13 protein-coding genes are annotated in these 13486 nt (G+C 71.3%); 2 read left to right on the forward strand and 11 right to left on the reverse strand.

Translation table 11 applies throughout. The features are described 5' to 3' along the window. Nucleotides 1-7 precede the first annotated feature (7 nt). The 6 genes from BLU02_RS04555 to BLU02_RS04580 form a co-directional block, all read right to left on the reverse strand. Nucleotides 8-805 (reverse strand): SseB family protein, encoded by a 798-nt coding sequence (locus BLU02_RS04555; protein WP_060922525.1) that lies wholly within the window; start codon nucleotides 803-805, stop codon nucleotides 8-10. Further along, nucleotides 789-1535 (reverse strand): bifunctional 1-(5-phosphoribosyl)-5-((5-phosphoribosylamino)methylideneamino)imidazole-4-carboxamide isomerase/phosphoribosylanthranilate isomerase PriA, encoded by a 747-nt coding sequence (gene priA, locus BLU02_RS04560; RefSeq protein ID WP_025105284.1) that lies wholly within the window; start codon nucleotides 1533-1535, stop codon nucleotides 789-791. The genes BLU02_RS04555 and priA overlap by 17 nt, the downstream gene beginning before the upstream one ends. 112 nt (nucleotides 1536-1647) lie before the next feature. Further along, on the reverse strand, nucleotides 1648-2283 hold the full coding sequence (gene hisH / locus BLU02_RS04565; protein ID WP_060922524.1) for an imidazole glycerol phosphate synthase subunit HisH: 636 nt from the start codon (nucleotides 2281-2283) through the stop codon (nucleotides 1648-1650). Further along, nucleotides 2280-2897, reverse strand: coding sequence for an imidazoleglycerol-phosphate dehydratase HisB (gene hisB / locus BLU02_RS04570; RefSeq protein ID WP_060922523.1), 618 nt, complete (start codon nucleotides 2895-2897; stop codon nucleotides 2280-2282). Before hisB ends, hisH begins: the two co-directional genes overlap by 4 nt. Next, complete coding sequence (locus BLU02_RS04575) at nucleotides 2894-3988, reverse strand: histidinol-phosphate transaminase (protein ID WP_174521437.1); 1095 nt, start codon at nucleotides 3986-3988, stop codon at nucleotides 2894-2896. Before BLU02_RS04575 ends, hisB begins: the two co-directional genes overlap by 4 nt. A gap of 79 nt (nucleotides 3989-4067) precedes the next feature. Next, complete coding sequence (locus tag BLU02_RS04580) at nucleotides 4068-4436, reverse strand: LysM peptidoglycan-binding domain-containing protein (protein ID WP_082750078.1); 369 nt, start codon at nucleotides 4434-4436, stop codon at nucleotides 4068-4070. A 283-nt stretch (nucleotides 4437-4719) separates the two neighbouring features. Between BLU02_RS04580 and lexA the strand changes: the two genes are divergently transcribed. Continuing rightward, nucleotides 4720-5406: a transcriptional repressor LexA gene (gene lexA, locus BLU02_RS04585; protein WP_060922521.1), complete on the forward strand. Its 687-nt coding sequence runs from the start codon at nucleotides 4720-4722 to the stop codon at nucleotides 5404-5406. An 82-nt stretch (nucleotides 5407-5488) separates the two neighbouring features. Here lexA and metE read toward each other — a convergent pair whose 3' ends face one another. Further along, complete coding sequence (gene metE / locus BLU02_RS04590; protein ID WP_060922520.1) at nucleotides 5489-7798, reverse strand: 5-methyltetrahydropteroyltriglutamate--homocysteine S-methyltransferase; 2310 nt, start codon at nucleotides 7796-7798, stop codon at nucleotides 5489-5491. A gap of 21 nt (nucleotides 7799-7819) precedes the next feature. Then, nucleotides 7820-8767, reverse strand: coding sequence for a methylenetetrahydrofolate reductase (locus BLU02_RS04595; protein ID WP_060922519.1), 948 nt, complete (start codon nucleotides 8765-8767; stop codon nucleotides 7820-7822). Nucleotides 8768-8951: 184 nt separating this feature from the next. On the opposite strand from BLU02_RS04595, the gene BLU02_RS04600 reads away from it, so the two are divergent. Beyond that, nucleotides 8952-10814, forward strand: a complete 1863-nt coding sequence (locus tag BLU02_RS04600) for a S9 family peptidase (RefSeq protein ID WP_083370886.1) — start codon at nucleotides 8952-8954, stop codon at nucleotides 10812-10814. A gap of 10 nt (nucleotides 10815-10824) precedes the next feature. Here the strand turns inward: BLU02_RS04600 and smpB are convergent, their stop codons facing one another. The 3 genes from smpB to ftsE all read right to left on the reverse strand — a co-directional run bounded on the left by smpB (nucleotide 10825) and on the right by ftsE (nucleotide 13375). Next, nucleotides 10825-11301, reverse strand: a complete 477-nt coding sequence (gene smpB, locus BLU02_RS04605; RefSeq protein WP_050722832.1) for an SsrA-binding protein SmpB — start codon at nucleotides 11299-11301, stop codon at nucleotides 10825-10827. A 68-nt stretch (nucleotides 11302-11369) separates the two neighbouring features. Beyond that, nucleotides 11370-12284: a permease-like cell division protein FtsX gene (ftsX, locus tag BLU02_RS04610; RefSeq protein ID WP_060923645.1), complete on the reverse strand. Its 915-nt coding sequence runs from the start codon at nucleotides 12282-12284 to the stop codon at nucleotides 11370-11372. Continuing rightward, complete coding sequence (gene ftsE / locus BLU02_RS04615) at nucleotides 12281-13375, reverse strand: cell division ATP-binding protein FtsE (RefSeq protein WP_083370887.1); 1095 nt, start codon at nucleotides 13373-13375, stop codon at nucleotides 12281-12283. The genes ftsX and ftsE overlap by 4 nt, the downstream gene beginning before the upstream one ends. Nucleotides 13376-13486 lie beyond the last annotated feature (111 nt).

Genomic DNA, 13486 nt, shown 5'->3' on the forward strand with positions numbered 1-13486 from the left:
CTCCGCCTCAGATGCTGCGGCGGAGCTTGACCGTCAGCGAGTCAGCGAGGACGGCGATGCGGTCGTCCGCGGCCCAGCGCTGAGCGAGTCGTCCGAGCACGGCATCCAGGACCTCGCGCTCCAAGCCGTCGACGAGCTCCAGCACGACGATGAGCTCGGGTCCGCGGAGCCGGGCGTCCGGGTCTCCCGGCGCGACCGCGACGTCGATCACGGCGAGCTCGTGGGCGATGCTCTCCCGAAGGGCGGTGACGACCTCGGGAGAGAGGAAGCTCGGCTCCCACGCGTGTCCCTGCGCCACGGCCCAGACGGCGGGGCGGCGGATCACGAACTCGGTGTCGGACGTGGGGTCCAGCACGATGAGATCGGTGTCCTCCGACGACGCGGCCAGGGCCGCGCGGACGGCCTCGACCGGGATGGGGCGTGCCGACGGATCCCAGCGCTGCATCGTCTCGACCGACGAGAACACCGGCTGGACGCGGCGCCCGTCCGGGGCGGCCACGGTGACGATCGAGAGCTCCTGCGTCTTGTCCACCGCGAGACCGCTGGGCGCCACCCCCTCCTCGCCCTTCTCCGCGATCAGGGGCACGAGGACCCGGGCGGAGCGGAACGCGTCGACGACCTCGGCCTGGCTCCCCTCGCCCGCACGGAAGCGGTGCAGCGCCGCGAGGAGAGCCGGGTCCGCCGAGCCGTCGTCCGCCGCATGCGGGTTCGACTCGAAGCTGCGGCCCTCCCAGGGGACGCCGGCGGAATCGGCCCGGTTGTGCGACTCGGGGCCGCAGGCGTGGGGGTCAGTCTCCGGCGACATCCAGGGCCTCCGCGAGCGTGAAGGCGCCCGCGTACAGAGCCTTGCCGACGATGGCCCCCTCGACGCCCAGGGGCACGAGGTCGCGCAGCGCGGCGATGTCGTCGAGGTTCGAGATGCCGCCGGACGCGACGACCGGCTTCGGCGTGCGCGAGGTCACCTCGCGCAGGAGCTCCAGGTTCGGACCGCGCAGCGTGCCGTCCTTGGTCACGTCGGTGACGACGTAGCGGCTGCAGCCGGCGTCCTCGAGGCGCTCGAGCACCTCCCAGAGGTCGCCGCCCTCCTTCGTCCAGCCCCGCGCGGCGAGCGTCGTGCCACGGACGTCGAGGCCGACGGCGATCGCCTCCCCGAACCGGCTGATCACGTCGGCCGCCCACTCCGGGTTCTCCAGCGCGGCGGTGCCGAGGTTGATGCGCGCGGCACCGCTCTCCAGCGCGGCTTCCAGGCTCGCGTCGTCCCGGATGCCGCCGGAGAGCTCGACATTGACGTTCTTGAACTGCTTGATGACCTTGCGCAGGATCGGCGCGTTGCTCCCGCGACCGAACGCCGCGTCCAGATCGACGAGGTGGATCCAGGAGGCTCCCTGCGAGACCCACTCCCCTGCCGCGTCGAGCGGGTCGCCGTAGCTCGTCTCGGTCCCGGCCTCCCCCTGGGTGAGACGGACCGCCTTGCCGCCGGCGACGTCGACCGCGGGAAGGAGCGTGAGCGAGGGGGACTGCGCGAAGTCGTTCATGGGGTCCTTGGTTCGGGTGGGTCTGCGGCCCGAGCGGGCACGAGAGACGAGGGTAGTCCGCCGCGGGGCGCGGGACAAACCGCGTGACGCCGGGCGCCAACGCGGCTCGGGGTCAGAGGCTCTGCACCCAGTTCCGGAGCAGCCGGATGCCGGCGTCCCCGGACTTCTCCGGGTGGAACTGCGTCGCCGAGAGCGGGCCGTTCTCGACGGCCGCGAGGAAGGGGCCGCCGTACTCCGCCCAGGTCAGCACGGGCTGCGGGAACGGCGGGATCACGTCGAGCTCCCAGGACTGCGCCGCATAGGAGTGCACGAAGTAGAAGCGCTCCTGCTCGATCCCGCGAAACAGGACGGTGTCCTTCCCCGGCTCGACGGTGTTCCAGCCCATGTGCGGCAGCACGGGCGCGTTGAGTTCCGTCACGGCGCCCGGCCACTCGCCGAGGCCCGCGGTGTCGTGCCCCCGCTCGACGCCGTGCTCAAAGAGCACCTGCATGCCGACGCAGATGCCGAGGACCGGTCGGCCGCCCGCGAGACGACGGCCGATGATCTCGTCGCCGCCGTGGGCGTGCAGAGCGTCCCGCACCGCCTGGAAGGCCCCGACACCGGGCACGACGAACCCGTCCGCCTCGAGCGCCTCGGCGCGGTCGCGCGTGAGGACGGCGTCGGCTCCCGCGGCGACGAGGGCCTTGACCGCGGAGTGGACGTTGCCGGACTCGTAGTCGAAGACGGCGACCCGGGGCGCGGCGCTCACAAGGCTCCCTTGGTGGATGGGATGCCGTCGACGAGGGGATCCAGCGCCTTCGCCTGACGGAACGCCCGCGCGAATGCCTTGAACTCGGCCTCGGCGATGTGGTGCGGGTCGCGCCCGCCCAGCACCCGGACGTGCACGGTCAGCGCGGCGTTGAAGGTGATGGCCTCGAAGACGTGCCGCACGAGTGATCCCGTGAAGTGCCCGCCGATCAGGTGGTGCTCGAAGCCGGCCGGCTCCCCCTCGTGCACGAGGTAGGGGCGACCGGAGATGTCGACGACGGCCTGCGCCAGGGCCTCGTCCAGCGGGACGAGGGCGTCGCCGTACCGGGAGATGCCGGACTTGTCTCCGAGGGCTGCCAGGATCGCCTGGCCGAGCACGATCGAGACGTCCTCCACGGTGTGGTGGGCGTCGATGTGGGTGTCCCCGGAGGCCCGCACGGTGAGATCCGTCAGCGAGTGCTTGGCGAACGCCGTGAGCATGTGGTCGAAGAACGGCACCGAGGTGTCGATGCGGCTCGCACCGGTGCCGTCGAGGTTCAGCTCGACCTCGACGGTGGACTCCGACGTGCTGCGCACGCGGCTCGCGGTGCGTGCGGTGGGCGCGGGGATGGTCATGATGCCGATCCTATCGAGGCCAGGGCGTCCAGGAACGCCGTCGTCTCCGCCTCGGTGCCGGCGCTGACGCGCAGGTGGCCGGGGATGCCGACGTCGCGGACGAGCACCCCGCGGTCGTACAGCTGCTGCCACGTCGCCCGCGGATCCGCGACGCCGCCGAACAGCACGAAGTTGGACCACGAGAGGTGCGGGGTGTATCCGAAGGCCTCGAGCGTCGCCGTGATGCGGTCACGCTGCTCCACGATCTCCTGCACCATGCCGAGCATGACGTCGGCGTTGCGGAGGGCGGCGACCGCGGCGGCCTGCGTCAGAGCGCTCAGGTGGTACGGCAGTCGCACGAGCCGGAGCGCGTCGATGAACGCCGGATCGGCCGCGAGGTAGCCGACGCGGGCACCGGCGAAGGCAAAGGCCTTGCTCATGGTGCGGGAGACGGCGAGCCGCGGCCGTCCTTCCAGGAGGGTGAGGGCCGACGCCGCATCCCGTGGCGCGAACTCCTGGTAAGCCTCGTCGACGATCACGACGCCGCGGGCCGCCTCGTAGACGGCCTCCACCACGTCGAGCCCCAGTGGGGTGCCGGTCGGGTTGTTCGGCGAGCAGAGGATCACGATGTCGGGGTCGGCCGCGCGCACCTGCTCCGCCGCCTCCTCCGGGGTGACCGTGTAGTCGGGCTGACGGGTGCCGGCGATCCAGGACGCACCGGTCCCCTTCGCGATGAGCGGGTACATCGAGTACGTGGGGCCGAAGCCGAAGGCCGTGCGCCCCGGACCGCCGAAGGCCTGGAAGATGTGCTGCAGCACCTCGTTGGATCCGTTGCCCGCCCAGATCTGCTCCGACGTGAGGCCGTGCCCCAGATAGTCGGCGAACGCCTCGCGCAATGTGGTGAACTCACGGTCCGGGTACCGGTTCACGTCTCGGATCGCCACCGCGATGTCGTCGAGGATGTCGCTGGCGACCTCGTCGGGAACAGGATGCGTGTTCTCGTTGACGTTGAGGGCGACCGGCAGCGGGGCCTGAGGTGCGCCGTACGGGGTGAGTCCGCGCAGATCGTCGCGGAGCGGGAGATCGTTGAGGGAGAAGGTCACCCTTCCCATCTTAAGAGGAGCACGGATGGCCGAGGTCATCGTGACGATCGGATCGTCAGGGACCGGAGGCAGGACCTCGGACTCCGCGTCAGTCGGTGTACCGTGCCGGGAGCGCGAGCTCCTGGCCGACCTGGAGCTCACCGCCGCGCAGGAGGTTCATCCGGCTGATCTCGCCGATGACATCCCGCGGGTCGGCGGCGGGAGCGATGCTGCTCGCGATCGACCAGAGCGTGTCACCGGGCATGACCGTGACGGTCTCGACGGAGACGGCCGGTGCGTCTACGCCGGAGGCGATCGCGCTGCCCCCACCGATGGCGGCGAAGGCGATACCCGCAGCGAGCGGGACGGAGGCGAGCGCGAGCAGGGTGCGGCGGCCGCGGGCCGTGATCCGCAGCCGGGTGGCCGGACGGGCCGATGCCGGAAGGGCGGTCGCGGTGCTGAGGCTCATGCTGCTCATGTCTGCTCCTTACTGTCCCGGCGCCGGAGCCCGGGGAGGTTGGCGTAGCTTTCGCATCCGCGCCTCGGCCGGGAGCCGTGGATGCGAAGCTACGTTCCGAAGATATCTTCGAGTTCGAACATCTGTCAAGCTGTCTTCGAAACCATGCCCCGCGAATCGCCCGACACGCTCGAACAGATCTTCCAGATCGGCGCGTTTCTCGGATACGGTTTCGATAAGGACACCCCACCACGGGCCACCGACATGCGAAGCGGCACGTCGGATCACGCAGTGAAGGAGCACCATGAGCGACACCTCAGCCCTCGAGTCCGAGGCGCCGCGCACCCGTCGTCGCAAGAACCTCAGCCCGAAGCAGATGGCGATCCTCGAGGTCATCCAGGCCTCGATCGCACAGAACGGCTATCCGCCGAGCATGCGTGAGATCGGCGACGCCGTCGGGCTCAAGTCGCTGTCCAGCGTCACCCACCAGCTCGGCCAGCTCGAGCTCAGCGGTTACCTGCGGCGCGACCCGGGCAAGACTCGCGCGATGGAGGTCCTCATCGACCTCCCCGGTACCGGCGCGGAGAACCCGGCGGACGTGGTGACTCCTGTCGGCGATGCTGCACTCGTGCCGCTGGTCGGGCGGATCGCCGCGGGCGTGCCGATCACGGCGGACCAGCAGGTCGAGGAGATCTTCCCGCTCCCCCGGCAGCTCGTCGGCAAGGGCGACCTCTTCATGCTCAAGGTGTCCGGGGAGTCGATGATCGACGCCGCCATCTGCGACGGCGACTGGGTCGTCGTGCGCTCGCAGAACACGGCGGAGAACGGCGAGATCGTGGCCGCGATGCTCGACGGCGAGGCGACCGTCAAGGTGCTCCGGCGTCGCGACGGCCACACGTGGCTGCTGCCCCGCAACTCCGCGTTCGAGCCGATCCTGGGCGACGAGGCGGTCGTGCTCGGCAAGGTCGTCGCGGTCATGCGCGCCGTCTGAGGCACCGCATCGTCGGTGAGACGAGAACGAAGGCCCTCCCGGTCGCACCGGGAGGGCCTTCGTGTGTCCGGGGACGACCGCGTCAGGCGGTGACCACCACGTCTTCGCGCACGCGCCGCGTGGCCTCGACGATGTTCCGCAGCGACGCCGTGGTCTCGGCGTAGCCGCGGGTCTTCAGACCGCAGTCCGGGTTCACCCAGAGCTGACGGAGGGGGATCTCCTCCACCGCACGCCGCAGCAGGGACTCGACCTCCTCCACGGTGGGCACGCGCGGCGAGTGGATGTCGTACACGCCGGGGCCGATGCCGTGGTCGAAGCCCACCTCGGCGATGTCCGCGACGACCTCCATGCGGCTCCGGGCCGCCTCGATGGACGTGACGTCCGCGTCGAGCGCACGGATCGCGTCGATCACCACGCCGAACTCCGAGTAACAGAGGTGGGTGTGCACCTGGGTCGCCGCCGCAGCCCCACCCGTGGCCAGACGGAACGAGGCGACAGACCAGTCGAGGTACGCCGGCTGGTCGGCCTGCTTCAACGGGAGCAGCTCCCGGAGCGCCGGCTCGTCGACCTGGATCACCTGGATGCCCGCGGCCTCCAGATCGGCGATCTCATCGCGCAGCGCCAGCGCCACCTGGTTCGCCGTCTCCCCCAGCGGCTGGTCGTCGCGGACGAAGGACCACGCGAGGATCGTGACGGGGCCCGTGAGCATCCCCTTCATGTGCTTCGCCGTGAGCGACTGGGCGTACGCCGACCAGCCGACCGTGATGGGCGCGGGACGCGAGACGTCTCCCCAGAGGATCGACGGGCGCGTCGCTCGCGAACCGTACGACTGCACCCAGCCGTGCTGCGTGACCGCGAAGCCGTCGAGGTTCTCCGCGAAGTACTGCACCATGTCGTTGCGCTCCGGCTCGCCGTGCACGAGGACGTCGAGACCGAGGTCCTCCTGCAGGGAGACGACCGCGGCGACCTCACGGCGCAGGAACTCCTCGTAGTCGTCCTCGGGGATCTCGCCGCGGAGGAACTGCGCGCGGGCGCGGCGGATGTCGCCGGTCTGCGGGAAGGAGCCGATCGTCGTCAGGGGCAGCGCCGGCAGGCCGAGGGCGTTCTGCGCCTCCTCCCGCTCCTGGTACGGGGCCCGGGCGAAGTCGGCGTCGCTCAGCGCGCGAGAACGCACCGCACCGTCGCGCACACCGGGAGCGGTCAGGCGGTCCTGCAGCGCAGCGGTCGCCGCGTCCAGCTTGGCCGCGATCGCCGTGCGCCCTTCGGACAGGCCGCGGGCGAGGGTCACGACCTGCTGCACCTTCTGATCCGCGAAGGCGAGCCAGGACACCAGGCGCGCGTCCAGCGCCGTCTCGTCCTCCACGTCGTGCGGCACGTGCAGCAGCGAGGTCGAAGTCGAGGCCGACACCGGGACCCCGAGCGCGCGGAGCGCCTCCAGAGAGTCGAACGCTGCGGAGAGGTCGCCACGCCAGATGTTGTGACCGTCGATCACGCCGCCGACGAGGGTCTTGCCCTCGAGGCCCGGCACCGCGTCGGGCACGGTGCCGCGCACGAGATCCACGGCGATGGCCTCGACGGGGGCGGCGGCCACGGTCGCGAACGTCGCGCCGAGGCTCGCGTACGGGGCCGCGACGAGGATCGAGGGACGCTCTTCGGCGTTCCCGAGCACCGCGAGCGCGCGCTCCGCGGCGGAGGCGAGCTGCGCGGTGGTGGCCGGCAGGGACTCGCTCACGAGGGCGGGCTCGTCGAGCTGCACCCACTCGGCGCCCGCGGCGCGCAGACGGGCGAGCAGGTCGACATAGACCGGCAGGACGTCATCCAGCCGCGAGAGCGGCTCGAAGCCCTCCGGTGCGTCGTCCGACGCCTTCGCGAGCGCCAGCAGCGTGACCGGCCCGACGACCACGGGTCGGGTGACGAAGCCGGCGGCGACCGCCTCGGCGACCTCGCGCACCAGGCGGTCGCTGGCGAGGGAGAACACCGTCTCCGGACCGATCTCCGGAACGAGGTAGTGGTAGTTCGAGTCGAACCACTTCGTCATCTCCAGCGGCGCCCGCTCGCCCTCACCGCGGGCGACGGTGAACAGGGCGGAGAGGCCGATCGACCCGTCGGCCTCGCGGAGATCGTCGAAGCGGGCGGGGATCGCGCCGACCGTGACGGCGGCGTCGAGGACCTGGTCGTAGAAGGAGAAGGACTCGGGGATGGACGAGTCCGCGCGGCCGAGGCCGAGCCCCGCCAGGCGCTCGCGGGTCGTCGCGCGCAACTCCGCGGCCGTCCGCTCCAGCTCCTGCTCGTCGATGCGCCCGGCCCAGAACGCCTCGACGGCCTTCTTGAGCTCGCGGCGACGGCCGATGCGGGGGTAGCCGAGGATGGTGCCCTCGGGGAATGCGGTCATGGTGTTTCCTTTCGGCGGGGACTAATGCCGGAGCGCCGGGACGATGCCGGCTTCGGCGAGGACGGTCAGGACGGTCTCGTGCTGGTTGAACGCGTACAGATGCACGCCGGGGGCCCCGCCCGCGACGACGTCGGCGGCGAGGCGCGCGGCCCAGGAGATCCCGATCTCCCGGCGCCCTTCGGCGGTCGGCTCGACATCGAGGGCGATCGAGAGCTCGCTGGGCAGGTGCTCCCCGGTCAGCTCCAGCACCCGGGCCAGCCGGGTCGGCGACGTGATCGGCATGATGCCGGGGAGGATCGGGATGGTGACGCCTCCGGCGCGGGCGCGCTCCACGAAGGCGAGGTAGTCATCGGGGTGGAAGAAGAGCTGCGTGATGGCGAAGGTCGCGCCCGCGGCCTGCTTGGCGAGCAGCGCCTCGACATCCTGCGTGCGGTGCGTGGCCCGGGGGTGCCCCTTCGGGAAGGCGGCGACCGCGATGTCGACCTTCTGCCGGGGGGCCACGAGCGCGGCTCCGGGGAGACCGGGGACCGGAGACTCCTGATACGGCGCGCGTTCGGCCTGGACGCGATCGATGAGCTGCACGAGCTGGGCGGCGCTCTCCAGGTCGCCCAGGAAGGGCTCGCTCTGTCCCGCGGGCGGGTCTCCGCGCAGGGCGAGGAAGCGGAGGATCCCGGCGTCGAGGAACTCCCGGATGAGCGCGGTGGCTCCGGCGTAGGTGTTGCCGACGCACGTGAAATGAGCGAGGGGTTCGACGTCGGTGTGCTCGCGGATGAAGCGCAGCACATCGAGCGAGCGGCCACCGGTCGAGCCGCCGGCGCCGTAGGTCACCGACAGGAACTCCGGGCCGGCCGCGGCGAGGCGACGGACCGTCTCGTGCAGGGCCTCCTGGCTCGACTCCGAGCGCGGCGGGTAGAGCTCGAACGAGAACGGCACGCGGGAGGCTCGAGCGGTGTCGAACGTGGAAGACATCTTCTCTCCAGGGGACAGGGGCCGGGGTCCGCGCACGACGAAGAGCACGTCGTTCGCGGGCGGGTGCCGGGCTCGGCTGTCGCTCCACGCCCGGGATGGACCGGGCGTTTCCAGAAACCTAGAACACGGCCTCGGCCCGCCGCACGAGTGTGACGTCGTGTGTCACCGCCCATAGGCTCGAGGCATGTCCTCACCGTTCGGTTCCTGGTCCTCCCCCTTCACCGCCGCAGCCGTCGCAGGAGCGGCGCCGCGCATCGACGGGGCCCGCTTCGTCGGCGACGAGGTGTGGTGGGCCGAGTCCGTGCCCGCCGAAGGCGGAAGGGTGACGATACGCAGCTCGACGGGCACGGAGATCCTCCCGGCCCCTTGGAACGCCCGCTCCCGCGTGCACGAGTACGGGGGCGGCGCCTGGACCGTCGATGGCGACACCCTGTACTTCGTCTCCGGCGCCGACCAGCGCGTGCACCGGATGGATCGAGACGCCGAGCCGAGTCCCCTCACCGCCGCCGGCCCTTCGTACGGCGGACTGCGCGTGCAGAGCGGCCGGCTGTTGGCGGTCAGGGAAGACCTCTCGACCGACCCGCACCGCCGCGCGATCGTGGAGATCCCCGTGGACGGCTCAGCCGCCGAGGACGCCTCCGCGATCCGGGTGGTCGTCGAGGGTCCCGGCTTCTTCGCCCACCCCGCGCTCTCGCCCGACGGCAGCCGCGTCGCCTGGGTCGAGTGGCAGGCGGACAGCATGCCCTGGGAGAGCGCCACGCTCGCGATCGGATCGGCGGCCGGCGGGACGATCACCCGGGTCCCCACCTCCGCCGCCCTGCAGCCGGAATGGACCGGCGACGACGCCCTCGTGTTCGCCGACGACGCCTCGGGGCGCTGGCAGCTCCAGCATCTCGCGCTCGACGGCCTGCAGCCCGGCGCCTCCCAACCGCTGACCTCGTCCGACGCGGACACCGGCTACGGCCTGTGGGTGCTCGGCAACCGCTGGTTCCAGCCGCTGGCGGACGGCCGCGTCGTGGCCGTGCGCACCGACGGCCGCGACGAGGTGCAGCTCGTGTCCCCAGACGGCGAGACGCGCGCGATCACGGTCCCGGGCGACGGGCATCTCAGCGTGGATGACGTCTCCGGCTCGCGCGTCCTGCTCAGCGGCGACGGCTCGCGCGTGACCTCCGGCATCTGGTGCGTCGACGTGGACAGCGGGGCCGTCGAGACCGTCACCGGCGGCGCTCCGGTCGATGAGGAGTGGATGCCGGCGGCCCAGCAGCTCGTCGTGGAAGGTGCGCACGGCCCCGTGCACGCTTTCGCCTATCCGCCCGCCGCGCCCGGAGAGCCCCGCGGCACCGACGGCGAGCTCCCGCCCTACATCGTGCTCGTGCACGGCGGGCCGACCGCCCACGTCACGGGAGCGGCCTCTGCCTCGGTCGCGTTCTCCACGAGCCGGGGAATCGGGGTGCTCGACGTGAACTACGGCGGGTCCACCGGTTACGGCCGGGCGTACCGCGACCGCCTGCAGGGGCAGTGGGGCGTCGTCGACGTGGACGACGTGATCGCTGCCGCCCGCGGGCTCGCCGACGCCGGGCTCGCCGACCCCGCGCGCATCGCCATCCGCGGCGGCTCGGCCGGCGGCTGGACGGTGCTCTCGGCGCTCGTGCGCGGCGGGACGTTCGCCGCCGGCATCAGCCGCTACGGCGTCGCGGATCTGCGGATGCTCGCCGCCGAGACCCATGACTTCGAAGCCTCGTACCTCGACGGCCTCGTCGGTCCGCTCCCCGCTGCCGAGCACGTGTACATCGAGCGCTCACCGCTGACGCACGCCGACCGCATCGACGTGCCGGTGCTGCTGCTGCAGGGCGGGGAGGACCGCGTCGTGCCGCCGTCCCAGTCCGAGGCCATCCGCGACGCCCTGGCGGCGAACGGCATCGACCACGAGTACGTGCTGTACCCGGGCGAGGGGCATGGATTCCGCAGTGCGGAGACGATCGTCGACGCGCTGGAACGCGAGCTCGCGTTCCTCGGCCGGGTGTTCGGCTTCACGCCGAGCCTCTGACCTCGGCGGGCTACTCCCCCACCCGGTTGCGCAGCCGCATCGCGCGCTCGGCCTCGCGGGTGTCCTGGCGTTCGCGGAGGGTCTGGCGCTTGTCGTACTCGCGCTTGCCCTTCGCGAGTGCGATCTCGACCTTGGCGCGGCCGTCCGAGAAGTACAGCTTGAGCGGGATCAGCGTGTATCCGCCTGCGGAGACGGCGTGGGCGAGCTTCGCGATCTCCTCCCGGTGCAGGAGGAGCTTGCGGATGCGCTTGGCCGAGTGGTTCGTCCAGTGCCCCTGCGAGTACTCCGGGATGTGCACGGCGTCGAGGAAGACCTCGTTGCCCTTCACGAACGCGTACCCGTCGCTGAGGTTCGCGCGTCCCTGACGGAGCGACTTCACCTCAGTGCCCGTGAGCACCATGCCCGCCTCGTACGACTTCTCGATGTTGTAGTCGTGACGCGCGCGACGATTGGTCGCGATGACCTTCTCCCCGCGTTCCCTGGGCATGATGATCTCCTGTGCTGTAGTGCCGTGGACGGCTCGGCAGCGGATCGGCCGAGCAGCCTTTCAGGGTATCAGGTGCGCAACCACCGTCGGATCGCGAAGCCGGCCGACAGCGCCGCGAGCACGACACCGATCCCGACGAGGACCGGGACCACGAGGATCGCGTCCTGCATGGTCACCCACGTCGTGATGAACGGTACGCGCCCGCGCAGGTAGCCGTTCACACCGAAGTGCATGCCGGCGACGACCGCCGCGCTCGCGAGGGCCGAGCCCAGGAGCGCGGCGAACACGCCCTCCAGGACGAACGGCGTCTGGATGAAGCGGTTCGAGGCGCCGACGAGGCGCATGATGCCGATCTCCTTGCGTCGCGCATAGGCGGACAGGCGGATGGTCGTGGCGATCAGCAGCGTCGCGGCGATGAGCATGAGGACCGCGATGCCGACGGCGATGTACGTCGCCACCGTCAGCGCGGAGAAGAGCGGTTCGAGGTATTGGAGCTGGTCCTGCACCTGTTCCACTCCGGCCTGCCCGCTGAACGCCTCGGCGAGCACCTGCGACTGGCCCGGATCCTTCATCGTGACGAAGAAGACCTCGAACGCCTGGTCGGGCGAGAGCACGCTGGCCTGCTCCTCCCCCACCTGCTCGACGAGCTTGGCGTACGTCTCCTCCTTTGTGTCGAAGGTCATGGAGCTGATGAGCGGCGACAGCGCGTCGCCCTCGAGCTGGGCGCGCACGGCGGCGACCTGCTCCTCGCTCGCCGCGCCGTCCACGCAGGTGTCCGACTCCGACACCGCGGAGCACATGTAGACCGCCACCTGGGCGCGCTCGGCCCAATAGCCGCGCATGACACCGATCTGGGACTGCATGAGGATCGCGGCGCCGACGAACGTCAGCGACACGAAGGTGACGAGCACGACGGAGATCACCATCGAGATGTTGCGCCGCAGGCCGACGAGGGCCTCGGTCAGGATCAGGCCGATTCTCATGAGGTCGGGCCCACTTCCTCATCGTCCTGGTCGGACAGCCCGAGGCGGTCCGCGACGCCGAGCTCGGCGACGTCCACCTCCGGGATCACGATCGGGTGCGTGCGCGGACCCGCGGGCGCAGGGCGCTCGGCGGCGGGCTGCGGCGGCACGACATCCGGCGGTTCGACCACGCCCGGCTCCCGTGCGGGCTCCGGCGGCTCGACCACCTGCGGGGCCGGGTCGGCGGCGGGCTTGGTGACCGCGGGAGACGCGGCCGCGGCCCGGCGCTGGGCGTCCAGCTCCTCGGCCAGTGCGGCACGGACCACGGAGAGATCGGCGGTCTGGCGCTGCACCTCCTGGACGGCGGTGAGAGCGGCGGCGGCCGCGGCACCGCGGACCTCCTCCGGCACCAGACGCGGGATGTTCGAGGTGTCGCCGTATCCGCCGTGCACCTCGTCGCGGACCATCTCGCCGTCGCGGAGCTCGATCACGCGGCGGCGCATCTGGTCGACGAAGCCGGCCTCGTGCGTGGCCATGAGCACCGTCGTGCCGCCCGCGTTGATCCGGGCGAGCAACTGCATGATGTCGACGGAGGTCGCGGGGTCGAGGTTTCCGGTGGGCTCGTCGGCGAGCAGCACCTGCGGACGGTTGACGAGCGCCCTGGCGATCGCGACGCGCTGCTGCTCCCCGCCGGAGAGCTCGTGCGGCATGCGCTTCTCCTTGCCGTCGAGCCCGACGAGCGCGAGCGCCTCGGGAACGGCCTGCTGGATGAAGCCGCGGGACGATCCGGTGACCTGCAGCGTGAAGGCGACGTTCTGGTAGACCGTCTTGGACGGCAGCAGCCGGAAGTCCTGGAACACCGAGCCGATGTGGCGGCGGAAGTACGGCACCTTCCGGTTCGCCAGAGCCCGCAGATCGCGGCCGAGGACGGCGACGCGACCGGTCGTGGGCACATCCTCGCGCAGGATGAGGCGCAGACAGGAGGATTTGCCGGAGCCGGAGGCACCGACCAGGAAGACGAACTCCCCGCGCTGCACCTCGAAGTCGACACCGGACAGGGCGGGCTTCGACGTCCCGCGGTAGCGTTTCGTGACGTTCTCGAACCGAATCATGGCGATTCGAGCCTAAGCGCGCCACGGGCCCGGCCCCGGCACGACACCCCGCCGCGCAGGACGCCGCTCCGCTTCTCGGCTGTGCTCGCAGGCCCACCGAGGTCGTCGCCC

The sequence above is a fragment of the Microbacterium paraoxydans genome, assembly GCF_900105335.1.
Lineage (GTDB): Bacteria > Actinomycetota > Actinomycetes > Actinomycetales > Microbacteriaceae > Microbacterium > Microbacterium paraoxydans.

Bases quoted from the DNA above. Each gene is read 5' to 3' on its own strand.
- BLU02_RS04555 (WP_060922525.1), bottom strand. From the start codon at position 805: ATGTCGCCGGAGACTGACCCCCACGCCTGCGGCCCCGAGTCGCACAAC.
- priA (WP_025105284.1), bottom strand. From the start codon at position 1,535: ATGAACGACTTCGCGCAGTCCCCCTCGCTCACGCTCCTTCCCGCGGTC.
- hisB (WP_060922523.1), bottom strand. From the start codon at position 2,897: ATGACCATCCCCGCGCCCACCGCACGCACCGCGAGCCGCGTGCGCAGC.
- BLU02_RS04575 (WP_174521437.1), bottom strand. From the start codon at position 3,988: ATGGGAAGGGTGACCTTCTCCCTCAACGATCTCCCGCTCCGCGACGAT.
- BLU02_RS04580 (WP_082750078.1), bottom strand. From the start codon at position 4,436: ATGAGCAGCATGAGCCTCAGCACCGCGACCGCCCTTCCGGCATCGGCC.
- lexA (WP_060922521.1), top strand. From the start codon at position 4,720: ATGAGCGACACCTCAGCCCTCGAGTCCGAGGCGCCGCGCACCCGTCGT.
- metE (WP_060922520.1), bottom strand. From the start codon at position 7,798: ATGACCGCATTCCCCGAGGGCACCATCCTCGGCTACCCCCGCATCGGC.
- BLU02_RS04595 (WP_060922519.1), bottom strand. From the start codon at position 8,767: ATGTCTTCCACGTTCGACACCGCTCGAGCCTCCCGCGTGCCGTTCTCG.
- BLU02_RS04600 (WP_083370886.1), top strand. From the start codon at position 8,952: ATGTCCTCACCGTTCGGTTCCTGGTCCTCCCCCTTCACCGCCGCAGCC.
- smpB (WP_050722832.1), bottom strand. From the start codon at position 11,301: ATGCCCAGGGAACGCGGGGAGAAGGTCATCGCGACCAATCGTCGCGCG.
- ftsX (WP_060923645.1), bottom strand. From the start codon at position 12,284: ATGAGAATCGGCCTGATCCTGACCGAGGCCCTCGTCGGCCTGCGGCGC.
- ftsE (WP_083370887.1), bottom strand. From the start codon at position 13,375: ATGATTCGGTTCGAGAACGTCACGAAACGCTACCGCGGGACGTCGAAG.